Here is a 22,479-nt window from a genome sequence, read left to right as displayed (position 1 = left end):
GAATCATGTTCCTCAAATCGCGTCGAGGGCCGACTTCTTCAGCAACCTGTTAGGCATCCGAGATAGTTCCGGAGGTCGGATGGGATGCATTGGTCCGGCATCTTGCGGATCTCCGGTGTCAGCCTGGAAACCTGCTCGGTGAGATGCGTGGCGGAGTTGAAAGGCACCCGCGAAGGAAGCGCCGCACTTACGGCTGGGAGGGCCGATTCAGCACCGGCGACCCAAGCTGCGGCGACGTTGTCGGGTACGACGACGTCGCCTGGCGGATGAGTAGAGCGCCGACTAGCGCGGCGGATGGGGGAAGGACCGCGCTTGAAGCTGTCGAACCCACGCCGAACGGCACGTTCAACTCGGGATGTATATTGACGTGCGCAAGAGGGCGACTGCCCGGATTGCTGTGAGGATCAGCCTACCGCTGCAGCCCGGTAACCCAGCAGAACCGCGGCACCCAGGACGAGGAAAGCAAGACCAAGTCCCAGCTGCGTGGCGATCAGCGCAACGGCACCGATGGCAAGCATCGCCGCGGCCCACCAGAAGAATGCAGCGCCAACCATCAATGACCTCCTCGCGACGGCGCTTTCTCACCGCGCATTTCGGCGTCTCTAATGCGCTCAGCCATGAGCGGGGAGACGCTATGTTGATCCGGCACACTGTCGCGCGACCAACTCGCCGTGCCGAGCGTAAGGAATAGCTTCGCGCCTACGTCAGCGATCTCTGTTGCGGCCATAGAGCCGGGTGTCCACGTGCAGCCTGCGGCAGGCTGCATGCAAAACTCACTCCGATGGTCTACCCCGGCCGTTGCGACACGAGTCAAACTCCGATTCAGTTCCCAGGAGATTTTCCATTTTCCTGGAGTTCCGGCCCTGTATAGGGATTCTGCAGCGGGCTCGATGTTGCTGGCGATACGCCACATCAGCTTATTCATCAGTGCTCCTCCAGCCGGCCCTGCGGCAGAACAAGGTTTAAGACGACGCTTTTCTTCCCTCAGAACTCCTGAAATTCGCAGACACGGTTCCAATGCTCCTCGGCACGGCCTTCGGGGCAGCCCTCCTGGCGCCAGAGCACATATGCACGGTGGCGAACGTGCTCCTCGAGTGCCCGCCTCCAGTGATCAGTCGCCCGACCTTCCGGCCGCCCTTCCTCAACCCACAGCAAGTAAGCGTGCTCACGGACCACCTGCTCCAGGCCAAGCTTCGTCTCCGAATCGCTGCGGAGCGAATCGCCATACGGCTGCAACGGGCCGCTCCGACTAGCATGAGGCTTTGCAGTGAACTCCCGGAGCTCCTCGTCCGGTGCCAGCTCACTGTGTGCCGCGGCCTCCAGTGCTTTTGCTTCATAGCTCTCCTCCGCTGCGGAGGCGCCCGGCTCTCCCAACGTGATTGGATAAGTGTGTCGAACCCGGCCGTGCTCATCGAGTACGTCAATTAGGCGCTCAGACATGGCTCTGTTCCTTTCTGGTTTTGAGCAAGCGGCTACACTCGGCGCGGAGGGCATGCTGCTGGCCAGTTGCCGTCGCTGAGTTGAACACACATCGCGTGTGCACCGATCTTAGTCGCCGGCACCTTAGTCAGCTTGAAAGCCAAAAAGGCGCCGGTAGGTCGTATGCACGATGCCGACCTATGCGCTCCCAGTACGCACTTGCGCAGGTGTGGCGGCATGGAGAAGGCTTCGGGCAAGAACGCCGGCTCGACCGTAGCTAGTCAATGATCAAGTGGCTTACGGAGAGGCCAACCACGGCTCTGCCGTGCATTACATTCTGGAGTGCTGATCGGGGTGAACTACGGTCGAACGAGCAGGCGTGCTGGCGAGTTAACGCATCCCGATCGGTAATCAATCTGCGGCCAGCTACAATAGATTGCTCTACATTTGCGCGACGAACAAGACGTATCTTCGCCACGCCGAATATTGCGTTCTAGGCTCTCGTTTCTGGCCACGTGACGAAGAGGCCCACATCTCCGAGTACGCCGCCCGGGAAGTTCAGTATCCGGCTACTTAGCCCAAAGCCGCCCGGGCGCAGGGCCTCCTGCCAGAACTTCACGAAGATCCTTGCGCCGGCCGGCAGAGTGTTTTGCCAGTCAGCGAAGCGATTGTTCACTCCTCGTCCACCGTCGGTACAGAAGTCGGAGTGCCAGGATGAAAGCGTCACTTCACGCTGTCCGCTCTCAAATCCCACCCGAATCTTCGATAGGATCTCCTGACGATCGGTGTCTGTCAGCTGCCGCGCGTCAAAACGCTCGCGGGCGCTTCTCCCTTGGGTTCGTCCTATCCTCTCGGCGTCAGCGGCGCTTTCCATGCCCTTTAGCCGACGGTTGTCCTGCTCTGCATACAGTTCGGCGAGGGACAATGAGATCTGAGGCTCATGAGCCCTGGAAGAAGCCTCGGCTCGCCGCAAACCCGGCAGAACTCCACGGCTGTTCGAGTAGTTTGTGTCCATTATCCCGATCCCCTCGTCGTGCGTTCTGCGAAATCGCGGGCGTCACGTTCACCTTCAATGGTCCGGGTGTGGCACCTGCCCTGAGTTGGGCTCACCTGGCTGCCCGCACCGTTGTCCACCCATGAGGACGATCTCGAGACGGTCTTAGCCCTTCGTTGGCGCTGTTGGCGGTGCCTTTGCGTGTGCTGCCGTGAAGATCGAGTTCGCGACAGTCACCTTTGTCTTGGGCTGCTTCGGCTTCTTGGCTTCGCGATTCCCGCGTTTCAGGTTCTTGGGCACGGTGGTTTCCTCGAACTTGGCTGTGGGTATCGCCCCGTCTGCCCGGTGTCTGCCGATCTACCGACGAAGCACTGTGCGGCGATGCAAGGGCTTGTGCGGCGATGCAAGGGCTATCGACGGCGTCCATACTTCATCGAGCGGATGATCCCACGTGCGGATGAAAGCACTGCAAGCATCCCGAAGGAGAGCAACGCTAGTCCGAGCAACGCCCCGTGGCCGACGTGCCGAGCAGGAGAAGATGGCGACACCCTTGTGCTACGCTCAGCATCCCAACGTACGGGATCTTGAGCCTTGGAAGGGTGCTCTGGCATTCCTTCGCCTTCGCTGCGTTCCTCAGCGAGGCGGTCGGACAACTCAGCCTCATGCTCACGTCGCATCGCGGATCTCCTTTCTGGAAATCGCCGGAAAGCCGGTATTGCAGCGTAGGCCTACCTACAGCTCGGAACGGAGAGATTCTAAGCGGGTAGTCCATGTGCTAATTGGTTACTCGCGACCATGCGGCACAGTGCGTACGCAAGCACTCTTCCGTGTCCATTACGGGAGCGAGCTGTCGTTTTTAGGCCTCGACGAGACGCCAGTGCGGGGAGCCTCGCTACCCAGCGGGCAGCGGCGCATCACGTGCTCTGGACTACGGCAGTCCGGAACTGGTTCAGGCCACTTGCAAGAGGCGGCCATGCCGCTGGATCACCACCGGCTCGTCCTGGCCCAATGGAATTGCCGAGGCGCGGCTGACGTTCCGCCGAGGCCCGTCGAGCAGCTCCTCCGGAGCCGGCATGCCGTCCAGCAGCAGGTTGGCCCAGGCCTGCGCCAGCTCCCGGCGCCGCGCTATGTGCTCGGCCCGGTTGTAGGCCGCCTCGACCTTGTCCTTCGGCACATGCGCCAACATCAGGTCGATCACGGCGCGGTCAGCGAGGAAGCGCTCGTTCATGATCGAGGAGAAGGCGGCGCGCCAGCCATGCGGGACATGGCGGCCGTGGAAGCCAGCCCGGTTGAGCAGATAGCCCAGCGCGTTCTCGCTCATCGGCCGGTGAGCATGGCGGGCGTTGGGGAACATGAAGGGCGACCGGCCCGTCAGGTCCCACAGCACCTTCGTGATCGCCACCGCCTCGGGCGTCAGGGGCACGACGTGCTCCCGCTTCTTCTCCTCGCGCCCCTTCATCCGCTCCTTCGGGATCACCCAGCGCGGCTCGGCGCCGTCCAGATCCACCAGCTCGGACCAGCGCGCCCCCGCCGTCTCGCCCGGACGCGCCGCGGTCAGGGCGTGCCATCGCATGGCGAGGCGCGTCACGGGCGAGGCCGCCTCGGCGCCGGTGGCGCGCAGCACCTCGCGGACCTCCTCGAGGGAGATCAGGGCGGGCTGGCGGCCGCGCTTCACCGGGCGCAGCGCGGCCTTCACGACGGCGGCCGGGTCCGCCTCGGCCTGGCCCGTGGCGATGGCGTGGACGAACACGGCCGAGATCCGCTGGCGGACCCGGTGCGCCGTCTCGATCGCCGGCCGGGCCTCGATGGCGCGCAGCACGGACAGCACCATGGGCGGCGTGATCTCGGCGAGGGGGAGGGGACCCAGGGTGGGGAAGACATCCGCCTCCAGGCTGTTGAGCACGTCCCACGCATGGCGGGCGGCCCAGGCGCCCTTCGCCTGGTCGTGCCAGGCCCGCGCCACCGTCTCGAAGGTGACGCCCGACGCAGCGATCTGGGCGACGCGCCGGAGCTTCTTCTCGATGCTGGGGTCGCGCCCCTGCCGCACCAGCGCCCGCGCCGCGTCGCGCTCCTCGCGCGCCCGGGCCAGCGAGACCTCGGGATAGGTGCCGATGGAGAGGGTCTTCTCCTTGCCGCCGATCTCGTAGCGGTAGTGCCAGAGCTTGGAGCCGCTGGGCATCACCTGCAGGCGCAGGCCGTCGCCATCAGGCAGGCGATACAGCTTCTCGCGGGGCGCCGCGGCCTTCACCTGGCGGTCCGTCAGCACCCTCAGCCCTCCATTACCCGGTTGCCCGTCAGATTACCCGGTTCCTTACCCGGAAAAAACGGAGAACGGGCGGGACTGCATGGGACAACCGACCTGCTCCGAGGGGAACAGATGGAGCCAATTTCCGAGGAAGTCTAGGAAATATTGGGATCGGGTGGGGCTGTTTGGGAATGTAAGCTGGCGGAGAGGGTGGGATTCGAACCCACGGTAGGGTTGCCCCTACTCCGGTTTTCGAGACCGGCCCAATCGGCCACTCTGGCACCTCTCCAAGCCGCAGGCGGGTCCTAGCGAGGGGAGGAGGGCCTCGTCAAGGCAGGCTGGGGCAGGCGGGTCAGAGATGCATGTCCAGGACACTCATGATCCAGAGATCCACGGCCTCCCGGTCGGACCGGTTAGCGATCCGATGGGGCCACTCCACGCGCGCCGCTCCGAACCAACAGCTCAGAACAGAAGCGTACCGCCATGAACTGGCTCAACTCCGCCGGCCGGGGATGACGATGCACCCGCCCCGCACCGCGCGGCAGGCACTCCGGGCCTGCGCGGCCGAAAGACCCCCCACACGGGAGCGCCAGAGCCAACGCCCCCGCACGCGCACGCGCCGGATCTCGGTTCGCCCGCCACGGCTCGCGGCGCGGCGCGCCGCGGACTGGGCGACGCCGCGTTCGGCATAGGCCCCGACCTGAACCGCCCAATCCCGGCCTGGGGCAGGCCTGCGCGCGGCTTGCGACGCGCGCCGGGCCGGGCGGACCGCCTCCTGCGGCGGGGTAGGGACGGAAGGGACGACGCGGCGCGGCGCGGGCAGCATGGAGGCGGCATTCGCGCTGCCCACCAGCCGCAACCCGTTGCCGCGCCGCGCCATCAGCACCCCGCCGGGCCCGCCGCGCGCCAGGTCGTCGAAGCCGCGGTCGAGCAGCGACATCACATGCTCGTCGCGCTCCTGCCCCGTGCTGCCGCCGAACATCACCGCCACGAGGCGGTGCCCGTCCCGCATGGCGCTGGCCGCCAGGTTGAAGCCGCTGGCGCGGATATAGCCGGTCTTGATGCCATCCGCCCCTTCGTAGCGCGTGAGCAGACGGTTGTGGTTCGGCATGTGGCTGCCGCGCCAGGAGAAGCCGGTTGCGCTGAAATAGGCGTAGCGTTCGGGGAAGTCCTGGATCAGCCGGCGGCTCAGGATCGCCATGTCGCGCGCCGTGGTGACCTGGCGCGGATCGGGCAGGCCCGAGGCGTTGCGGAAGGTGGTGCGGGACATGCCGAGGGCGCGCGCCCTGCGCGTCATCATCGCCGCGAACTGCGCCTCGCTGCCCTTGCCGATCCGCTCGGCGAGCGTCACCGCCGCGTCATTGGCCGATTTCGTGACGAGCGCCATGACGGCATCGCGCACGCGGATCGTCGAGCCGGCGCGGAGCCAGAGCTTGGAAGGCTCCATAGAGGCGGCATGGCGGGAGACGCGCAGCGGCGTCGTCTCGCGGATCGAGCCGCGCTGCAGGGCTTCGAAGGTGAGGTAGAGCGTCATCATCTTCGTCAGCGAGGCGGGGTAGCGCGGCTCATCCGCATCGATCGCCAGCAGCACCTCTCCGGTGGCCGCATCCTGCACGAAGGCGGCGTAGCGGCTGTCCCCGATCTGGGCGAGGGCTTCCCCCGCGACCAGGATTGAAACGGTAGCGATCATCGCGCCCAGGCGCCGCATCGCGGCACGCGCGCGGCAACCGGTCCGGTGTCCGGCATGCGGCATCGGCAGGTCCCCCCATCCTGCGCAAGGGCGCCCCCCGGCACCCGCGGGCAAAGGGGACCGATCCGGCCCTGCGAAGGGCCGGGCTATCCTTGCCCGTCAGGTGCCGCTGCGCGGCTGGATGGCACCTGCGCGGCCGAGCATGCATATCCGCCGCAGCGATGAAAGCGCCGCGTGGCGCACAGCTTCCGAAAAGCCGTTGCGCTATCAGGGTTATTGCAGACACGCCGCCATCTCGCGCAGCGGCGCAGGCCGCGTCGCGCAACGCTGCAGCGGCCGCGTTGCCGCCGCCGGCGGAGCGTGCTGTGTCGAATTGTGACCGCGGGGCGCGAGGCTTCGCCGCCCGGACGCTCAGCTCTCCTCGCCGGCCGGCACGGCCCGCCGCCGGAGCGTGAGGGTCAGCAGGGAGCCGGGCTCGCGCCGAGGGCCACCTTCGGCGAGGGAGACGAACTCCGCCTGCAATTCGAGCAGCCCCGAGCGCGCGCCCGCTTCCGCATCCCGCCCGATCCAGAGAAGCTGGCCTGTCGGCAACTCGGCCACGGGCTGGCCGAAGCGCTGCTCCAGCTCCCGGCGCAGCGCCTCGGGCGTCAGCTCCGGCAGGAAGCGCAGCTCCTGCACCTCTCCCACATGCCCGGCCATGGCCCCGGCGGGATCATCCGCCTGGAACGTGATGCAGGCGCCGTAGGAATCCTCGGGCGCGAGCGGCAGGTCGAAGGCGCGCAGATCGGCGACGAGGCCGCTGGAGCATTTCGGCTCGCGGGCGCCGCGCGTGGCTGCCTCGGGCAGGTCGGCATAGAAGCCCGTCGGGCGCGCCTCCGGATAATGGCGGAGCGCGACCTCTCCGGCCTGGGCCAGAGGCATGCCGATCCGCAGGCCGGAGAGGTCCGCCGCCGCCAGGGCCGGTGTTCCCACGCGCCGCGCGGCGGCGGCGGCCTGGCGGGAGCCGACCGAGGCAAAGCTGTGGAGCCGCATCCCGGATTCCGCCTCCACTTCGGCGGAGACGATCTCGGCGAGCACGGGGGCATCGCCCATCTCGGGGAGCAGGGGCAGCGAGGCGGCGAGCACGAAGCGGATGGTCAGCACGCCGCGCCCGGCCCAGTCGCCCAGTGAGGCGAGGCGGGCGCGTTGCAGCATGGCGGCCGCGGCGTCCGCATCGGTGGTGGGAATCGTGCCGATGGCGGCGCCGTTCCGGAACCGCAGGGTGAAGCCCAGGTTCCGGTCCGCCGCGTTGCGCATGGAGATGCCCCGCAGCGCCCCGGTGCGAAGCGGGATGCCGCCCCGCTCCGCGTCATGCCCCAGGATGTCGGTGCCCACGCGCAGGCTGAACACGCGGCCCATGTCGAAGGCGCCGAACTCCGCCTTCAGCTTCCGCTCCGCGAGGGTGATGAGGTATCGCCGTTCCCGCTCGGGGTCGCGTGGCGGGCGGGCCGGCGGCGGGCGGCTGTCCACGGCCAGTTCGGCCAGGGCGCGGAAATCGGGCTCCGTGCCCAGAATCCGGTGATGGGCGAAGAGGATGTCCTGCTCGATGAGCTCCACCGCCTCCGCGGCCGGTCCGGGGCGGGAGGGGGCGGCGGGCTGCGCCGATGCCTCCTGCAACGGCGCAAGGGGAGAGAGGGCCAGCCATGCGAAGGCAAGGGGGAACAGTCGCACGCGCACGCATCCACGAGATGGGGAGGAAGGGCCGCCGGTCCTCTTCGCCGGCGGATGGCGGGCGGAGGGTAGTGTGGGCGCCCATGGGCGCAAAGGCAGGGAAGCCCGCGCCTCACGGCCTCGTCAGAACGGCCGGCGCTCGGCGGGCGCGGCGTGCCGGCACCGCGCGCGTGTCATCGCCGTCGCAGCCGGGGAGGATGCGAAGCTGGACCTGGCCGCCCGGACGGCACGGCTCGGCGCCCGGCCCTATCCTCCGCCGCGTCGCCTGCCCCATCTGATGGTTGACTCCCGGACCCCCGGCCCGCTATAGGCCGCCCCTCTCCGGTGAGGCCCCCCGTTTCGGGCGCGGGCCCCGCCGGTTCTTGCACGACCGAAGAGCCGAGACGAAGGCGGACCGCATCCCCATGACCTACGCAGTGATCCGCACCGGCGGGAAGCAGTACCGCGTGACCCCCAATGCCGTGCTGACCGTGGAGAAGCTGGACGCCGAGGCCGGCGCCACCATCACCTTCCACGACATCCTGGCCCTGGGTGGCGAGAACGGCCTGCAGATCGGCGCGCCGACCGTCCCGGGCGCCTCCATCACCGCCACCGTCGTCGAGCAGAACCGCGGCGACAAGGTGATCATCTTCAAGAAGCGCCGCCGGCAGAACAGCCGCCGCAAGAACGGCCACCGCCAGCACCAGACGGTGCTGCGGATCGGCGAGTTCTGATCCCCGGCCCAGACCAGGAGACCTGACAGATGGCTCATAAGAAGGCGGGCGGCTCCTCCCGCAACGGGCGCGACTCCGCGGGCAAGCGCCTCGGCGTCAAGCTCTATGGCGGCCAGGCCGTTCGCGCCGGCAACATCATCGTGACCCAGCGCGGCACGAAGATGCTCCCGGGCCGCAACGTGCTCGTGGGCCGCACCCACTCCCTCCACGCCACCGTGGACGGGCATGTGAAGTTCGAGCGCAAGGCCGACCACCGCGTGGCGGTCTCCGTGGAGCCGCTGGCCCAAGCGGCCGAGTAAGCTCCCAGCCCAGTGCTGCGGATCAGATTGCGAATCGCGGGGGCCCTTCGTGGCCCCCGCTTTCGTTTGGAAGTCCTGTTCCCATGAAGTTCCTCGACGAGGCGAAGGTCTATCTCAAGGCCGGTGACGGCGGGGACGGCGTGGTCGCCTTCCGGCGCGAGAAGTACATCGAGTTCGGCGGGCCGGACGGCGGCAATGGCGGCCGCGGGGGCAATGTCCTCGCCCAGGCGGTGGAGGGGCTGAACACCCTCATTGACTACCGCTATGCCCAGCACTTCAAGGCCCGCAAGGGCGGCAACGGCGCGGGCTCGGACCGCACCGGCGCGGCCTCGGACGATGTCATCCTCAAGGTGCCGGTCGGCACGGTCATCCTGGCCGACGACAAGGAAACGGTGCTGGCCGACCTCACCCAGCCGGGCCAGACCGCCATCCTCTGCCGTGGCGGCGATGGCGGCCATGGCAACGCGCATTTCAAGACCAGCACCAACCGCGCCCCCCGCCGGGCCGACAAGGGCTATCCGGGCGAGGAACGCTGGGTCTGGCTGCGGCTGAAGCTCATCGCCGATGCCGGGCTGGTCGGGCTGCCCAATGCCGGCAAGTCCACCTTCCTGGCCGCCAGCTCCGCCGCGCGGCCGAAAATCGCCGACTATCCCTTCACCACCCTGCACCCGCAGCTCGGCGTGGTACGCCTGAACGCCACCGAGGAATTCGTGCTGGCCGATATCCCCGGGCTGATCGAGGGCGCGCATGAAGGGGCCGGGCTGGGCGACCGCTTCCTCGGCCATATCGAGCGCTGCGCCGTGCTCCTCCACCTCATCGACGGCACCCAGGCCGACCCGGTCGAGGCCTATCGCACGGTGCGTGCGGAGCTGGAGGGCTATGGCGGCGGCCTCTCGGAAAAGCCGGAGATCGTGGCGCTGAACAAGATGGACGCCATGACGCCCCAGGCGCGCACCAGCCGCGTCAAGGCGCTCGCCCGGGCCCTGGGGAAGGAGCCGCTGCTGATCTCGGGCGCCACCGGCGCCGGCGTGCCGGAGGCGCTCCGCGCGCTGGCGGACACCATCTACAAGGCGCGCGAGAAAACTTAGCGCCGCGCCTCCGCCACCCCCTGGGCGACCATCTCGGCCAGGGATTGCGCGAGGCAGCGGTTGAGCTTGTCCACCTCCACCACCTTCAGCTCTCGCGGCGCGCGCTCCACATCCACCGTGCCGGCCTCGGCCCAGGCGCCCATCAGCTCATAGCGGCTGAACAGCCCGGCGCCCGTGGCGGCGGCGGCGGCGCGAAGCGCGTCCCGATAGGCCTCCACATCGGCATTGGCGCGCAGGAAGCGCGACCATTGCGGGTCGAGCAGGATGAGGTCGCCGCCGGCCTCCCGCACGCGCTCGGCGCCTTGCTGCAGGGCGGCGGTCATCTCCCCGATATCCGCCCCGCGCACCGCCTCCACCGTGCCGGCCTGCCAGAGCACCAGCGCCCGGCGGCGCTGCCCGAGCGCGGTGCGGATCAGGGCCAGGTGGTCGGCGGCCAGCATCCCGCGCCCGCCCTGGGCCACCACCTCCACCCGCGTGCCGGGAAAGCTGCGGGCGAGCAACGCCTCCAGCTGGGCGGGATAGGCGCTGTCCGCCCCGCTGCCGCCGGGCCCCGCCACGCTGGCCGAGCCCACCACCAGCACCGGCAGCACCCGGTTCGCCACCGCCGCGGCGGTCGCGGGCAGGGGCACGGGCTCGATCAGGTCGTCCGGCGCGCCGCAGGGCGTGGCGGAAGCCAGCACCGGCGAGAGCAGCAGGGCGAGGAGGAGGACGAATCGGGCGGCCGGGCGGCACATGGCGCTCAAGCCGTATCGGTTGCGGGATGAACGGACAAGGCGGGGCGGGGTGGCTTGGCATGGGACCAGGCCACCATGGCCGCGATTGCCACCATGGCCCCCAGCCCGGCCGCGTTCACCGCCAGCTGCATCCCCCAATCCTCGGACCACTCGAGCGCCAGCCGCCCGAGAAAGGAGAAGAAGATCCCGGCGCAGAAGACCGGCAGGCCCTGCTGGCCGGCCAGCACGAAGGGATGGGCGGCGGCGCCCCTGAGCCAGCGCGCCCCGCGCGGCACCGCATGGGCCGCGAGATAGGCGAGGGCCAGGATCGAAAGCAGCCGGAAGGGGTGCAGCGCCGACTTGTCCACCGCATCCACCACCGTGGCCACGGGCAGGGGCAGCAGGCCGATCAGGTCCCGCCGGAGATAGACGACGAGCGTCGCCGCGAAGGAGAGCAGCAGCACCAGCAGGCAGGCGGCCCCCACCGGCCGGCGCCAGGGAAGCCCCTTGCCCGGCGCCGTGGCCCCATGACCCAGCACCGCGCCGATGGCGAAGAGGAGTTGCCAGGCGAAGGGATTGAAGAACCAGCCGCCCCCGGTCCAGGAGGGCAGGTTGAGCGGCACCCATCGCGCCGCCGCATAGAGCAACAGCGAAGCGCCGAGCAGCAAGGCCGGGCGGCGCAGCAAGGGCAGCGCGAGGGTGAACAGCCCGAGCACCACGATGTAGAGCGGCAGGATATTCAGGAAGGCCGGCTGATAGGCCAGCAGCAGGGCCTGCAGCAGGGCGAGGTAGGGCCGGTCCCCGAAGGGGTCCAGGTGCATCTCGTCCAGATAGGCGCTGGCGTCGAGCGTCGCGGCCGAGTACCCGACCTGGGCGGTGAAGACCACGAAGAGGAAGATGTGCGCGACATAGAGGGTGAAGCACCGCCCCGAGACCCGGGCGCCCGCACGCAGCCATCCCTCCCGCTCCAGCTGGCGGCCATAGGCAATGCCCGCGGCATAGCCGGCCAGGAGCACGAACACCTCCGTCGCATCGCAGAGCAGCACGTTGCGGATGGTCAGCCGGCCCAGCACATTGCCGGGGACGTGGTCGACGAAGATGAACCAGAGCGCGATCCCGCGCGCGAGATCTACGCGCAGATCCCGCCCCTGGCGGATCAATCCTCCCATACCGGCCTTTCCGGAGCACCCGATGCAGCAGCCTAGCACGCCCCAGGACCCCCGGCAGAGGGCCATGGCCTTCGTGCGCGAAGGCGCGGCGCGCCATGGGATCGGGGATATCCAGGGCGCGCTCGCCCTCTATCGCCGAGCCGTGGAGCTGGTGCCGGACGAGCCCAACGCCACCAACCTCCTCGGCATCGCGGCCCGGCAGCTCGGGGACATGGAGCTGGCGCTCACCCTCTCGGCCCGCGCCCTGGCGATGGATCCGGAATCCCCGATCTTCCTCGCCGCCCGTGGCGCCACCCTGGCCGAGGCCGGGCAGCTCGAGGGCGCGGTGGATGTGCTGACCAAGGCCGTGGCCAAGCGGCCCGGCGATGCCGTCTCCCGCCGCAACCTGGGCCAGGCGCTCTGCGCCCTCGGCCGGGTGGGGGAGGCGATGCCGCATCTGCGCGAGGCCGTCGCCCTCACGCCCCAGGACCCCGAGGCGCAGCTCGCCCTGGCCCATGGGCTGCGGGAAGGCGGCGCGAATGCCGCCGCCGCCGAGGCGGCCCGGCGCGCCCTCTCCGCGGGCGGGGATGTCGCGGCGCAGGCGCGCTTCCTGATGGCCGCGCTCGGCGAGGGCAAGGCCCCGGCCAAGCCCCCCGCAGCCTATGTACGGAACCTGTTCGACACCTATGCGCCCCGCTTCGAGGCGGAGCTGACGGGCACGCTGGGCTACCAGACGCCCGAGGCGCTGGCCGGGCTGCTGCGGCAGGCCGGACTGATGCCGCAGGCCGCGCTGGACGTGCTGGATGCCGGCTGCGGCACCGGCCTGTCCGGCCAGGCGCTGCGCCCCTGGGCGCGGCACATGGCCGGCGTGGACCTCTCCCCCCGCATGCTCGATGTGGCCCGCCAGCGCGGCATCTACGACGCGCTGGAGGAGGCGGAGCTGGTGGAGTTCCTCGTCGCCCATCGCGGCGCCTACGACCTCGTCGCCGCCTCGGACGTGCTGAACTATCTCGGCGACCTCGCCCCCGCGCTGAACGCCATGGCCGCCGCGCTGCGCCCCGGCGGTCACGCCGCCTTCAGCCTGGAGACGGGGCAGGGTGTGCCCTACGCACTGGGCGAAGGCATGCGCTACCGGCACGATCCCGGCCATGTGCTCGCCCTGGCCGGGGCAACGCGGCTGAGCCTGCTCGGGCGGGAGGAGGTGGTCCTGCGCGAGGAACGCGGGACGCCGGTGGGCGGAACCCTGCTCCTCCTTCGCCGGGATTAGATCCATTTTGGGGTGACGGTCTGTCCCGGGGAGAGGAAGAAGGAATTCTTCCTCTCCCCGGACCCCTCACCATCATCTTCTTTTGGAAGTTTGGAATCACGGGGCCGGCGGTGCCTCGGGTCATGGACCCGAGGCGACTGCAACGCAGGAAGGGCGCCCTGCAACCCGAGACCCTTCGATCCGGGGTATCCACGGCAGTCAGACGGGGTTCCAAGGGCCTCAGGCCCTTGGCGGGTGGAGGGCAGAGCCCTCCCCACGAAGCCCAAGGGGTCGGAACTTCGACGAGGAACAGGGGCTAGGCGGCCGCCCGCGCCGCCAGCAGCCCGCCCGCCAGCGCCTCGATGTCGCGCGCGGCGTTGCAGCCGGGGTGGCGGGTCAGCAGCGGCGCCTGGTGGCGGATGGCGTCGCGCACCTTCCCGTCGCGCCGCACCACCCCGGCCAGCGCCGCGCCGCGCCCGAGGAAGCCGCGGCAGGCACGGTCCAGCGCCGCATGGGTGCGGACCCCGCCCGCGGCATCATGGGCCAGGTTCACCACCACCCGCGCATCCGCCCCCGGGGCGTCCCGCGCGAGCAGCTTCAGCACCGCATAGGCATCGGTGAGGCTGGTCGGCTCATCGGTGGCGACCACCAGCAGCGTGTCGCAGCTGGCGGAGAGCCGGCGCGGCACGGGGTCCAGCCCCGCGCCGATATCGAGCACCACGTCGTCATGGGGCGTGGCGCGCAGGAGCGCGAGGAAGCGGTCGATCCAGCCGGGATCGAGGGCGGCGAGGGCGCCGGAGCCGGAGCGGCCGGGCAGCACGTCGAACCCCTCCGGGCGACGCAGCGCGGCCTCGGCCAGGGTCACGTCCCGCCCGAGCACGGCCATCAGGTCGTGCCGCACGTCCAGCCCGAGCTGCACATCCACATTGGCCAGGCCAAGGTCGCCATCGGCCAGCAGCACGCGCCGCCCCGCCTGCGCGAGGGCCTGGGCAAGGCCGATGGCGAGCACCGTCTTGCCCACCCCTCCCTTGCCCGAGGCGATACCGATCAGACGGGGCGTGCTCATGCGGCCTCCTGCACGGGGCGGGCGGGGCCGGTCAGGCGCTCCGCGAGCCAGGCGGGGGTGATGGGGGTCAGGCCATCCGCGGCGCCGGGGCCGGTGCCGGCCTCCGTCAGCGCCAGGGGGCCGGCGAGGGCGGCGGCCAGCACGCCGCCGAGGCGGCGCGCGGCATCCAGCCGGGTGGGCAGCAGGTGGCGGGCCCCGAGCGCGGCGAAGGCCCGGGCGGTCTCCGCCGCCTCCTCGGAATCCAGCCCGGCGGGCAGGACGAGGAGCGGCACCGCCTCGGTCACGCGGAGCAGGGCCAGGAGCTGCTCCGCCTGGCCAGGGTCGAAGGGGTCGCAGCCGGCGGTGTCGAGCAGCATGGGCTGGCCGGCCACGCGGCGGGCGAGGGCGGCGGCGAGCTGCGCGCCCGTGCCCGCCGTGGCCAGGGGGATGCCGAGGACGCGGTGAAGGCCGCGATCTGCTCCGTTGCCCCGGCGCGCTGGGAATCGGCGGTGACGACCAGCGGCGCCGCGCCGCCCAGCACCAGCCGGGTGGCCAGCTTCGCGCAGGTGAGGGTCTTGCCCGCCCCTGGCGGCCCCACCAGGGCGAGGGGCTGCCGCACCGCCTCCGGCACGCCGCCGAAGCGAAGCGCCGCGGCCAGGGCTGCCGCACCGCCCGTGCCGAAGCGCGCGCGCAGGGCAGCGGGAATGTTGTGCCGGCCCAGCGGGTCCGGCGGGCCTGCCGGAGCGGGGCCGGGGCCTGGGGCTGGCCCGGGCGGTGGCGGAAGGGGTTCCTCCGCCGGTTCCAGCGCGGCCGTGACCTCCACCCCGGCGGCCGTGCGCCGGGTGGAGAGGATGAGCGCATCAGGTCCCAGAGCCTGGCGGCATTCCGCCATGGCATCGGCCATCCTGGCTGCGCGGAAGACTCGGAGCCGCATGATTCGATGCTGGCCTGTCCGGGTTAGGGAGCGATGAACACTAGATCGCGCCCACGGTGCGGATGCGCGCGCGCGGGTGGATCTCGGTCTGCGCCATGACGGCCGTGGAGGGGCGGAAGCGCTCCACGATGGCGCGCACATGGGCGCGCGCGGATGGGCTGCACACCAGCACGGGCGATTCCCCCTGGGCGGTCGCGCGGTCGAAGGCGTCGCGGACCCGGTTCATGAAGTCGTGCAGGCGGCTCGGCGCCATGGCGAGCTGGCGATCCTCGCCCGGGCCGATCAGCGCCTCGGCGAAGGCCTGCTCCCATTCGGCCGAGAGCGCGATGAGCGGCACATAGCCCGCGGGCCCCCGCGCGGCATCCGAGAGCTGGCGCGCCAGCCGCGTCCGCACCACGGCCACCAGCGCCGGCACGCCGCGGGCCCCCGCCGCCATCGCCTCCTGGATGCCTTCCAGGATGGTCGGCAGGTCGCGGATCGAGACCCGCTCCGCCAGCAGCGCCTGCAACACGCGCTGCACGCCGCCGGTGGTGATCTGGTTCGGGATGAGGTCGGCCAGCAGCTTGGCGTGCTCCTGGGGCAGGTCGTCCAGCAGCTTCTGCGCCTCGGCATGGCTCAGCAGCTCGGGCATGTTCTCGCGCACGATCTCGGTCAGATGCGTGGCCAGCACGCCCGCGCCATCCACCACGGTGCAGCCGCGCGCCAGCGCCTCCTCCTTGCGGTGCTCCTCGATCCACAGGGCAGGGAGGCCGAAGGTGGGCTCGTCGCAGGGCTCGCCCGGCATGTCCGGCCGGTTGCCCGAGGGGTCGATGGCCAACTGCATCGGGATGCGCAGCTCGCCGCGCCCGGCCTCGATCTCCTTCACGCGCACCACGTATTCATGCGGCCGGAGATGCAGGTTGTCCTGGAGCCTGACGCTGGGCAGCACGAAGCCCATTTCCTGGGCGATGGTCTTGCGGAGGTTGCGGATCTGCTCGGTCAGCCTCGGCCCCTCCCCGGCGGCGAGGGAGAGCAGGCCGTAGCCCAGCTCCACCCGCAGCAGGTCGATCCGCAGCGTCTCGGCGATCGGCGCCTCGGGGGAGACGGCGGGCGGGGCGGCGGCCGCGGTCCCGGCCACCTCATCGGCCTTGCCCCGGTTCCATGCTCCAGCCGCGAAGGCGCCGGAGAGCAGCAGGAAGGGGATGAGCGGCATGCCCGGCAGGAAGCCCATCATCGCGGCGGAGGCGGAGGCGATCCAGAGCGGCTTGGCCAGGCCGAGCTGCTTCACCAGCGCCTTGTCCGCCGTGCCCTCCGTGTTGCCCTTGGTGACGACGATGCCGGCGGCGACGGAGGTGAGCAGCGCCGGGATCTGCGAGACCAGCCCATCGCCCACGGTGAGGGAGGCGAAGGTGGAGATCGCCTCCATGAAGGGCAGGCCATGCCGCCCCGCGCCGATGGCGATGCCGCCGACCAGGTTGATGCCCGTGATGATGAGGCCGGCGATGGCGTCGCCGCGCACGAATTTCGCGGCGCCGTCCATGGCGCCGTAGAAGCCGCTTTCGGCCTCCAGGTCCGCGCGGCGCTGGCGCGCCACCTTGTCGTCGATCAGGCCGGAGGAGAGGTCGGCGTCGATCGCCATCTGCTTGCCCGGCATGGCGTCCAGGCTGAAGCGCGCCGCCACCTCCGCGATGCGGCCCGAGCCCTTCGTGACCACCATGAAGTTCACGACGAGCAGGATGGCGAAGACGATCAGCCCCACCAGCACGTCGCCGCCCATGAGGAAGCCACCAAAGGCCGAGACGACATGGCCCGCCGCCTGCGGCCCCTCATGCCCATGGGTGAGGATGGTGCGGGTGGTGGCGACGTTCAGCGCGAGCCGCAGCAGGGTGGTCAGCAGCAGGATGGTGGGAAAGGAGGTGAAGTCCAGCGGGCGAAGCAGGAACAGCGCCGTCATCAGCACCAGCACCGACAGCGTGACCGAGAGCGCGAGCCCCGCATCCAGTAGCGGCACCGGCAGCGGTACCACCAGCACGACGATGAGCATGACCACGCCGATCGCCAGCGCCACATCCGTGGAGCCGCCGATGTTCCGCAGCCAGGCGGGCATCCTCATGCGCGGTCAGCCGATCGAGGCGTAGGGGAAGGGCGCGACGGGCATCTGCCCCGGCGCCACCGGCACGGGCGCGCCGGCCGCGCGGTATTCATGCAGCTTGTTCCGCAGCGTGCGGATGGAGATGCCGAGGATCTCCGCCGCGCGCGTGCGGTTGCCGAGGCAATGGGTGAGCGTCTCCAGGATCAGGTCGCGCTCCACATCCTCCATCCGCCGCCCCACCAGCGCGGCGACGCCAATGGCGCGCGCGGGCTGCGGCTCCATGGGCAGGGTCGCGGCGCCGGCCAGCGCGGCCGGTCGGGGTGCGGGAACATGCAGCTCCACCGCCTCCGCGCCGATCTCGTCGCCCTCGGCGAGAAGCACGGCGCGATGCACCGTGTTCTCCAGTTCACGCACATTGCCGGGCCAGGAATGGGAGAGTAGGGCGCCGCGCGCCGCCGCCGCGAAGCGACGGGGCGGCAGGCCATTGGCCTCGGCATAGCGGCGCGCGAAATGCTCGGCGATGGGCAGGATGTCGTCCGGCCGGTCCCGCAGGGCCGGGATGCGAAGCGCGACGACGTTGAGGCGGAAGAACAGGTCTTCCCGGAAGCGCCCCGCCGCCACCTCGGCGGCCAGGTCCCGGTTGGTGGCGGCGAGGATGCGCACATCCACCTTCACCGGCCCCGCGCCGCCGAGCCGGTCGATCTCGCGTTCCTGCAGCGCGCGCAGGATCTTCGCCTGGAGGCGCGGGTCCATCTCGCCGATCTCGTCCAGCAGCAGCGTGCCGCCATCGGCCTGCTCGAACTTGCCACGCCGGGCGGCGACGGCCCCGGAGAAGGCGCCCTTCTCATGGCCGAACAGCTCGCTTTCCAGCAGCGCCTCGGGCAGAGCGGCGCAGTTCAGGGCGACGAAGGGGCCGGAGGCACGGCGGGAATGGCTGTGGATGTAGCGGGCCAGAACCTCCTTGCCCGTGCCGCTCTCGCCCGTGATCAGCACGCTCGCCTCGGCCCGCGCCACGCCTTCGGCGCGCTTGAGCACGGCGGCCATGGCGGGATCGCGGTGGATCGGCCCCTCCACCTCGCCGACGGCCGCCTGAAGCATGGCCGCGATCAGCTCGGCATCGGGCGGCAGGGGCAGGAACTCCTTCGCCCCGGCCTGGATGGCGCGCACCGCCGCCGCGGCATCGGCATTGCGGCCGCAGGCCACCACGGGGCAGGCGATCCGCTCGGCCTCCAGCGAGGCGACGAGCCAGGAGACGTCGTGCAGCACGTCGCAGAGGATGAGGTCGAACCCCTCCGCCCGCGCCATGGCGATGCCGGCCGTCACCCCATCGGCCTGGCGCAGCCTGGCCCCGCGGGAGGCGGCGATGCGCGCCGCCTGGCCCAGCTCCGCCTCCAGGCTGCCGATGATGAGGAGGCGTGTCATCCCGCGCGATCCGCCTTCACGATTTCGGTCATGGTCACGCCGAGGCGGTTATCCTCCACCATGACCACCTCGCCGCGCGCGACGAGGCGGTTGTTGACGTAGATGTCCACCGCCTCGCCGAGCTTGCGGTCCAGCTCCACCACCGCACCGCGGCCCAGCTTCAGCAGCTGGCTGACCTGCAAGGTGGCGCGCCCGAGAACGGCGCTCACCTGCACCGGGATGTCATAGACCGCGTCCAGCCCCTGGCTGGCGCCGGGCGTACGGGGCTCGCTCGCCTCATTGGCCGCGACGGGTTCGAAGCCGCTGCTGCTCATGCATCATCCTCCAGGGACAGTCTCAGGGCCAACAGCGCCTCGCGGATCGCGGCGCGGCGGCGGGAAAGGTCGAGCTCGATGCCTCCGTGCCGCCAGGCGATGCGCGCATCCCCCTCGGGCAGGCCAGGATCGGCCTCGATCGGAAGGCCCGTCGCGCCGAAGCGCGCGCGGGCATGGTCGAGCAGGGCGGGGGGCACCTGCAGCACGGCGCCGGCCGGCGCATCGGCCACGGGCTCCAGCGCCCGAAGCAGCGGCTCCAGCAGGTCCGCCGCCTCCCGCGCGGCGGCGCCAGGCAGGGCGGCATCCACCATGTCCACCAGCATCCCGGCCAGGGCGCGGGCATTCTCATCCGCCATCTCGCGCGCCACCTCCCCGGCGCGGTCGAGATGCGTGAGGGCGACGCGAATGGCGTCCTCCACCAGCGCCTCGCGCGAGGCCTGCTCGGCGGCGCGCCCGCGCGCCTGGCCCTCGCGCAGGCCGGCGGCATGGCCCTGGCGCCGCGCCGCCTCCAGCATATCCTCCAGCGAGGGCGGGGCGGGCGCCTCGGGCGGCGCCACTTCGGGCGCGTCGAGGTCGGGAAGGGCGAGGCCGCGAAGGCCGGTGAGGCGCGTCGTCATCTCAGCTGATCATCGCCTCCTGCCCATCCTCCAGCTGGATCTGGCCGGAGGCGGCAAGGTCCTTGGCCGTGGCCACCATCATCGCCTGCGCCTCGTCCACGTCGCGCAGCCGCACGGCGCCCAACGCCGCGATGTCGTCCTTCAGCATCTTCGCCGCGCGCTCGGACAGGTTGCGGAAGAACAGGTCCTTCAGCGTGTCGCTGGCACCCTTCAGCGCCAGGGCCAGCTTGTCCTTGTCCACGCTGCGCAACAGAAGCTGGACGCCGGGGCTGTCGAGCCGGCTGAGGTCGTCGAAAGTGAACATCAGCGCGCGGATCCGCTCCGCGCTCTCGTGGTTGCGCTCCTCCAGCGCCGCCATGATGCGGCCCTCGGCGGCACGGTCGAGATTGTTGAAGATCTCGGCCATCAGCTCATGGCTGTCCTGGCGGCTGGCGCGCGCCAGGTTGCTCATGAACTCCATCTTGAGGGTCCGCTCGACGCCCTCCAGCGCCTCCTTCTGCACCGTCTCCATGCGCAGCATCCGCATCACCACCTCCATGGCGAAGCCCTCGGGCAGCAGGGCCAGCACGCGCGCGGCATGGTCGGACCGCACCTTGGAGAGCACGACCGCGACGGTCTGCGGGTATTCGTTCTTCAGGTAGTTCGCGAGCACGGCCTCGGAGACGTTGCCGAGCTTGTCCCACATGGTCCGCCCGGCGGGGCCACGGATCTCCTCCATGATCTGCGCGACGCGGTCCGCCGGCAGGGTCTTCAGCAGCATCCGCTCCGTCGTCTCGAAGGAGCCGATGAGCTTGCCCGTGGCGCCGAGGCTGTCGGAGAACTCCTTGCACAGCTCCTCCACCACGGAGGCATCGATCGCCCCCAGCGTCGCCATCGCGGCCGAGACGTCCTTGATCTCGTCCTCGTGCAGGCGGGAGAAGAGGCGCTCGGAATGGCCATCCCCCAGGGTGAGGATCAGAATGGCGGCCTTCTGCGGTCCGGTCAGCTTCATGCTCAATCCTCCTCGGGGGCCAGCCAGCGCCGGATGACCGCCAGCCCTTCATCCGGATGCGCGTCCATCAGCGCGTTCACCTTCGCGACGGAGGAGGCGCGGAGCTGGCCCTGCACGTTGTCGAGGCTGACCATCTCATCCGGGTCGCCGGGGCCGGTCAGTGCCGCCGTCGCGCCAGGGCCGGCGATGGCGGTGCCGCTCGGGCCCGCCAGTGCCGCCCCGCCCGGACCCGCGATCGCCGTCCCATCCGGCCCGATGCCGGCCAGGGCCGCCTGGGGCACCAGGGTCGCGGTCAGGCGCTTCGTCATCGGGCGCACCACCAGCAGGATGGCGAGCAGCGCGACCAGCGCGTAGAGCGCCGATTCCGCCAGCCGCGCCATCGTGGCCGGGCCGATACCCAGGCCCAGGAAGCCCGCATCCGCCGGGCTGTCCCCGCCCTCCGGGATCGCGAAGCGCATGGAGACCACCTCCACCCGGTCGCCGCGCCGCTCGTCGAAGCCGACCGCGCTGCGAACCAGGGTCGTGATGCGCGCCAGCTCCTCCGCGCTCCGCTCCCGGAAGGCCGGGGGCGTGCCCTCCCACACGCCGTCCACGAGAACGGCGACCGAGAGGCGGCGCAGCACGGGGTGCTCGCGCAGGGTGCTCCGCACCGTCTTGCCGATCTCGTAGTTCGTCGTCTCCTCGGACTTGCTCTCCTGGCTGCCGCCACCGCCGCCATTCTCCGCGCCCGGCAACTGGTTCGCGACGGAGACATTGCCGCCCTCGGCGCCCCGGGACTGCTCCTGGCTGCTCTGCACACTGCGGGGCACCTGGTTCTCGGGGTCGAAGCGCTCCTCCGTGGTCTGGACGCGGTCGAAATCCATCTCCACCGCGGCCTCGGCGCGCACACGGCCGGCGCCCAGGCTGCGCTCCAGCATCTCCTCCACGGCGCGGGCGAGGCGCAGCCCCTCCGCGCGGCGCATCTCCTCCTGGGTCGCGGCCGCGGCGGGGCCGGACAGCGCCTGCCCGCCGCGGGCCAGCAGCTCGCCCCGGCTGTCCACGATGGAGACGTTGCGCGCCTGAAGCCCGGGCACGGCGGTGGCCACGAGGTGCAGCACGGCCTGCACGCCCTCGCGGTCCAGCCGCTGCACGCCCTGCATGGTCAGCACCACGCTCGCCTGCGCCTCGGCGGGCTGGCGGGAGAAGGCCTCGCGCCGGGGCAGGACGAGGTGCACGCGCGCCGCGCGCACGCCGGCCAGGCCGCGGATGGTGCGGGACAGCTCGCCCTCCATCGCCCGCAGCCGGTTCACATCCTGCTGGAACGGGGTTGTGGTCAGGCTCTCGCCGCGGTCGAAGATCTCCCAGCCCACATTGCCGCCGGCGGGCAGGCCTTCGCGCGCGAGGGAGAGGCGTAGCCGGGGCACCAGCTCCTCCGGCACGAGGATGGTGCTGCCATTGGCGCCGAGCCGGTAGGGAACCTTCTGGCGGTCGAGCGAGGCGACCACCGCGCCCGCATCGCGCGGGTCGAGTTCGGAATAGAGAAGCGCCATGCCGGGCTGCCCGGCCCGCATGCCAAGCCAGGCGAAAAGGCCGAGCACGGCCAGGGCGGTGGCGGCCATGGCGCCGAGCCGCGCGGGGCCCAGCGCGCGGAGCTGGGAGAGAAGGGCGGCCATTCAGCGGGCCGCCCGACGACGCGGCGCCGGCCCGGCCCGGCCTGCCCTGGCCCGCACGAAGCCTGGTGGCGGAAGCTGCTGCCGCATGAAGCCTTCCCCTCGTGCCGGCGTCTTGCCGGCCCGGCAATCCTTGCCGGGTGGGGGTTAAGGAGTGGTTACGCCGCCCCG

General features: G+C 70.8%; 21 protein-coding genes and 1 tRNA gene. 4 read left to right on the top strand and 18 right to left on the bottom strand.

The genetic code is table 11. The annotated features are described in order from the left end of the window. Nucleotides 1–404: 404 nt before the first annotated feature. From BUB97_RS26420 to BUB97_RS22680, 7 genes are all read right to left on the bottom strand, one after another. Complete coding sequence (locus BUB97_RS26420; protein WP_175562721.1) at nucleotides 405–554, bottom strand: hypothetical protein; 150 nt, start codon at nucleotides 552–554, stop codon at nucleotides 405–407. 430 nt (nucleotides 555–984) lie between these two features. Then, entirely contained in the window at nucleotides 985–1,440 is a 456-nt protein-coding gene (locus BUB97_RS22705) for a DUF2934 domain-containing protein (RefSeq protein ID WP_073139356.1), read from the bottom strand. Between the two features lie 472 nt (nucleotides 1,441–1,912). Beyond that, nucleotides 1,913–2,434, bottom strand: coding sequence for a hypothetical protein (locus BUB97_RS26010; RefSeq protein ID WP_139281434.1), 522 nt, complete (start codon nucleotides 2,432–2,434; stop codon nucleotides 1,913–1,915). Between the two features lie 928 nt (nucleotides 2,435–3,362). Next, nucleotides 3,363–4,679 carry a tyrosine-type recombinase/integrase gene (locus tag BUB97_RS22695; protein ID WP_073139350.1) on the bottom strand — a complete coding sequence of 439 codons (1,317 nt, stop codon included), beginning with the start codon at nucleotides 4,677–4,679 and terminating at the stop codon, nucleotides 3,363–3,365. Nucleotides 4,680–4,857: 178 nt separating this feature from the next. Then, a tRNA-Ser gene (locus BUB97_RS22690) sits at nucleotides 4,858–4,947 on the bottom strand. Between the two features lie 204 nt (nucleotides 4,948–5,151). Continuing rightward, nucleotides 5,152–6,348, bottom strand: coding sequence for a D-alanyl-D-alanine carboxypeptidase family protein (locus BUB97_RS22685; RefSeq protein WP_245818421.1), 1,197 nt, complete (start codon nucleotides 6,346–6,348; stop codon nucleotides 5,152–5,154). Nucleotides 6,349–6,759: 411 nt separating this feature from the next. Next, entirely contained in the window at nucleotides 6,760–8,058 is a 1,299-nt protein-coding gene (locus BUB97_RS22680) for a hypothetical protein (RefSeq protein WP_073139345.1), read from the bottom strand. Between the two features lie 404 nt (nucleotides 8,059–8,462). Between BUB97_RS22680 and rplU the strand changes: the two genes are divergently transcribed. From rplU to obgE, 3 genes are all read left to right on the top strand, one after another. After that, nucleotides 8,463–8,771 carry a 50S ribosomal protein L21 gene (rplU, locus tag BUB97_RS22675; protein ID WP_073139342.1) on the top strand — a complete coding sequence of 103 codons (309 nt, stop codon included), beginning with the start codon at nucleotides 8,463–8,465 and terminating at the stop codon, nucleotides 8,769–8,771. A 29-nt stretch (nucleotides 8,772–8,800) separates the two neighbouring features. Then, nucleotides 8,801–9,070 carry a 50S ribosomal protein L27 gene (rpmA, locus tag BUB97_RS22670; protein ID WP_073139340.1) on the top strand — a complete coding sequence of 90 codons (270 nt, stop codon included), beginning with the start codon at nucleotides 8,801–8,803 and terminating at the stop codon, nucleotides 9,068–9,070. A gap of 83 nt (nucleotides 9,071–9,153) precedes the next feature. Next, entirely contained in the window at nucleotides 9,154–10,158 is a 1,005-nt protein-coding gene (gene obgE / locus BUB97_RS22665; protein WP_073139337.1) for a GTPase ObgE, read from the top strand. Here obgE and BUB97_RS22660 read toward each other — a convergent pair. Continuing rightward, entirely contained in the window at nucleotides 10,155–10,892 is a 738-nt protein-coding gene (locus BUB97_RS22660) for an SGNH/GDSL hydrolase family protein (RefSeq protein ID WP_073139334.1), read from the bottom strand. The two genes, obgE and BUB97_RS22660, sit on opposite strands and share 4 nt — an antisense overlap. A 5-nt stretch (nucleotides 10,893–10,897) precedes the next feature. Continuing rightward, a complete protein-coding gene (locus tag BUB97_RS22655; protein ID WP_073139331.1) occupies nucleotides 10,898–12,040 on the bottom strand; it encodes an OpgC family protein in 1,143 nt (380 codons plus the stop codon). 22 nt (nucleotides 12,041–12,062) lie between these two features. Here BUB97_RS22655 and BUB97_RS22650 point away from each other — a divergent pair, with 22 nt between their 5' ends. After that, a complete protein-coding gene (locus tag BUB97_RS22650; protein WP_245818420.1) occupies nucleotides 12,063–13,286 on the top strand; it encodes a tetratricopeptide repeat protein in 1,224 nt (407 codons plus the stop codon). 295 nt (nucleotides 13,287–13,581) lie between these two features. Here BUB97_RS22650 and BUB97_RS22645 read toward each other — a convergent pair whose 3' ends face one another. Genes BUB97_RS22645 through fliF form a run of 9 tightly spaced genes read right to left on the bottom strand, consistent with a single transcriptional unit; the run spans nucleotide 13,582 to nucleotide 22,311 of the window. Next, nucleotides 13,582–14,331, bottom strand: coding sequence for a nucleotide-binding protein (locus BUB97_RS22645; RefSeq protein WP_073139326.1), 750 nt, complete (start codon nucleotides 14,329–14,331; stop codon nucleotides 13,582–13,584). Further along, nucleotides 14,328–14,687: a P-loop NTPase family protein gene (locus tag BUB97_RS27335; RefSeq protein WP_086062485.1), complete on the bottom strand. Its 360-nt coding sequence runs from the start codon at nucleotides 14,685–14,687 to the stop codon at nucleotides 14,328–14,330. The genes BUB97_RS22645 and BUB97_RS27335 overlap by 4 nt, the downstream gene beginning before the upstream one ends. Then, nucleotides 14,612–15,244, bottom strand: coding sequence for a hypothetical protein (locus BUB97_RS27330; RefSeq protein WP_175562720.1), 633 nt, complete (start codon nucleotides 15,242–15,244; stop codon nucleotides 14,612–14,614). The genes BUB97_RS27335 and BUB97_RS27330 overlap by 76 nt, the downstream gene beginning before the upstream one ends. 40 nt (nucleotides 15,245–15,284) lie before the next feature. Further along, complete coding sequence (gene flhA, locus BUB97_RS22635) at nucleotides 15,285–17,336, bottom strand: flagellar biosynthesis protein FlhA (protein WP_073139323.1); 2,052 nt, start codon at nucleotides 17,334–17,336, stop codon at nucleotides 15,285–15,287. Nucleotides 17,337–17,342: 6 nt separating this feature from the next. Further along, nucleotides 17,343–18,737: a sigma-54-dependent transcriptional regulator gene (locus tag BUB97_RS22630; RefSeq protein WP_073139320.1), complete on the bottom strand. Its 1,395-nt coding sequence runs from the start codon at nucleotides 18,735–18,737 to the stop codon at nucleotides 17,343–17,345. Then, complete coding sequence (gene fliN, locus BUB97_RS22625; protein ID WP_073139318.1) at nucleotides 18,734–19,051, bottom strand: flagellar motor switch protein FliN; 318 nt, start codon at nucleotides 19,049–19,051, stop codon at nucleotides 18,734–18,736. Before fliN ends, BUB97_RS22630 begins: the two co-directional genes overlap by 4 nt. Next, complete coding sequence (locus tag BUB97_RS22620) at nucleotides 19,048–19,668, bottom strand: FliH/SctL family protein (protein WP_073139316.1); 621 nt, start codon at nucleotides 19,666–19,668, stop codon at nucleotides 19,048–19,050. Before BUB97_RS22620 ends, fliN begins: the two co-directional genes overlap by 4 nt. A 1-nt stretch (nucleotide 19,669) precedes the next feature. Beyond that, nucleotides 19,670–20,659, bottom strand: a complete 990-nt coding sequence (fliG, locus tag BUB97_RS22615) for a flagellar motor switch protein FliG (RefSeq protein WP_073139313.1) — start codon at nucleotides 20,657–20,659, stop codon at nucleotides 19,670–19,672. A 2-nt stretch (nucleotides 20,660–20,661) separates the two neighbouring features. Continuing rightward, nucleotides 20,662–22,311 carry a flagellar basal-body MS-ring/collar protein FliF gene (fliF, locus tag BUB97_RS22610; protein WP_073139311.1) on the bottom strand — a complete coding sequence of 550 codons (1,650 nt, stop codon included), beginning with the start codon at nucleotides 22,309–22,311 and terminating at the stop codon, nucleotides 20,662–20,664. Nucleotides 22,312–22,479 lie beyond the last annotated feature (168 nt).

Origin of the sequence: Muricoccus roseus, from assembly GCF_900141905.1 — a bacterium.
GTDB lineage: Bacteria > Pseudomonadota > Alphaproteobacteria > Acetobacterales > Acetobacteraceae > Roseomonas > Roseomonas rosea.
The sequence above is the reverse complement of the archived record's forward strand: the minus strand, read 5'-3'. Positions and strand labels throughout refer to the sequence as shown.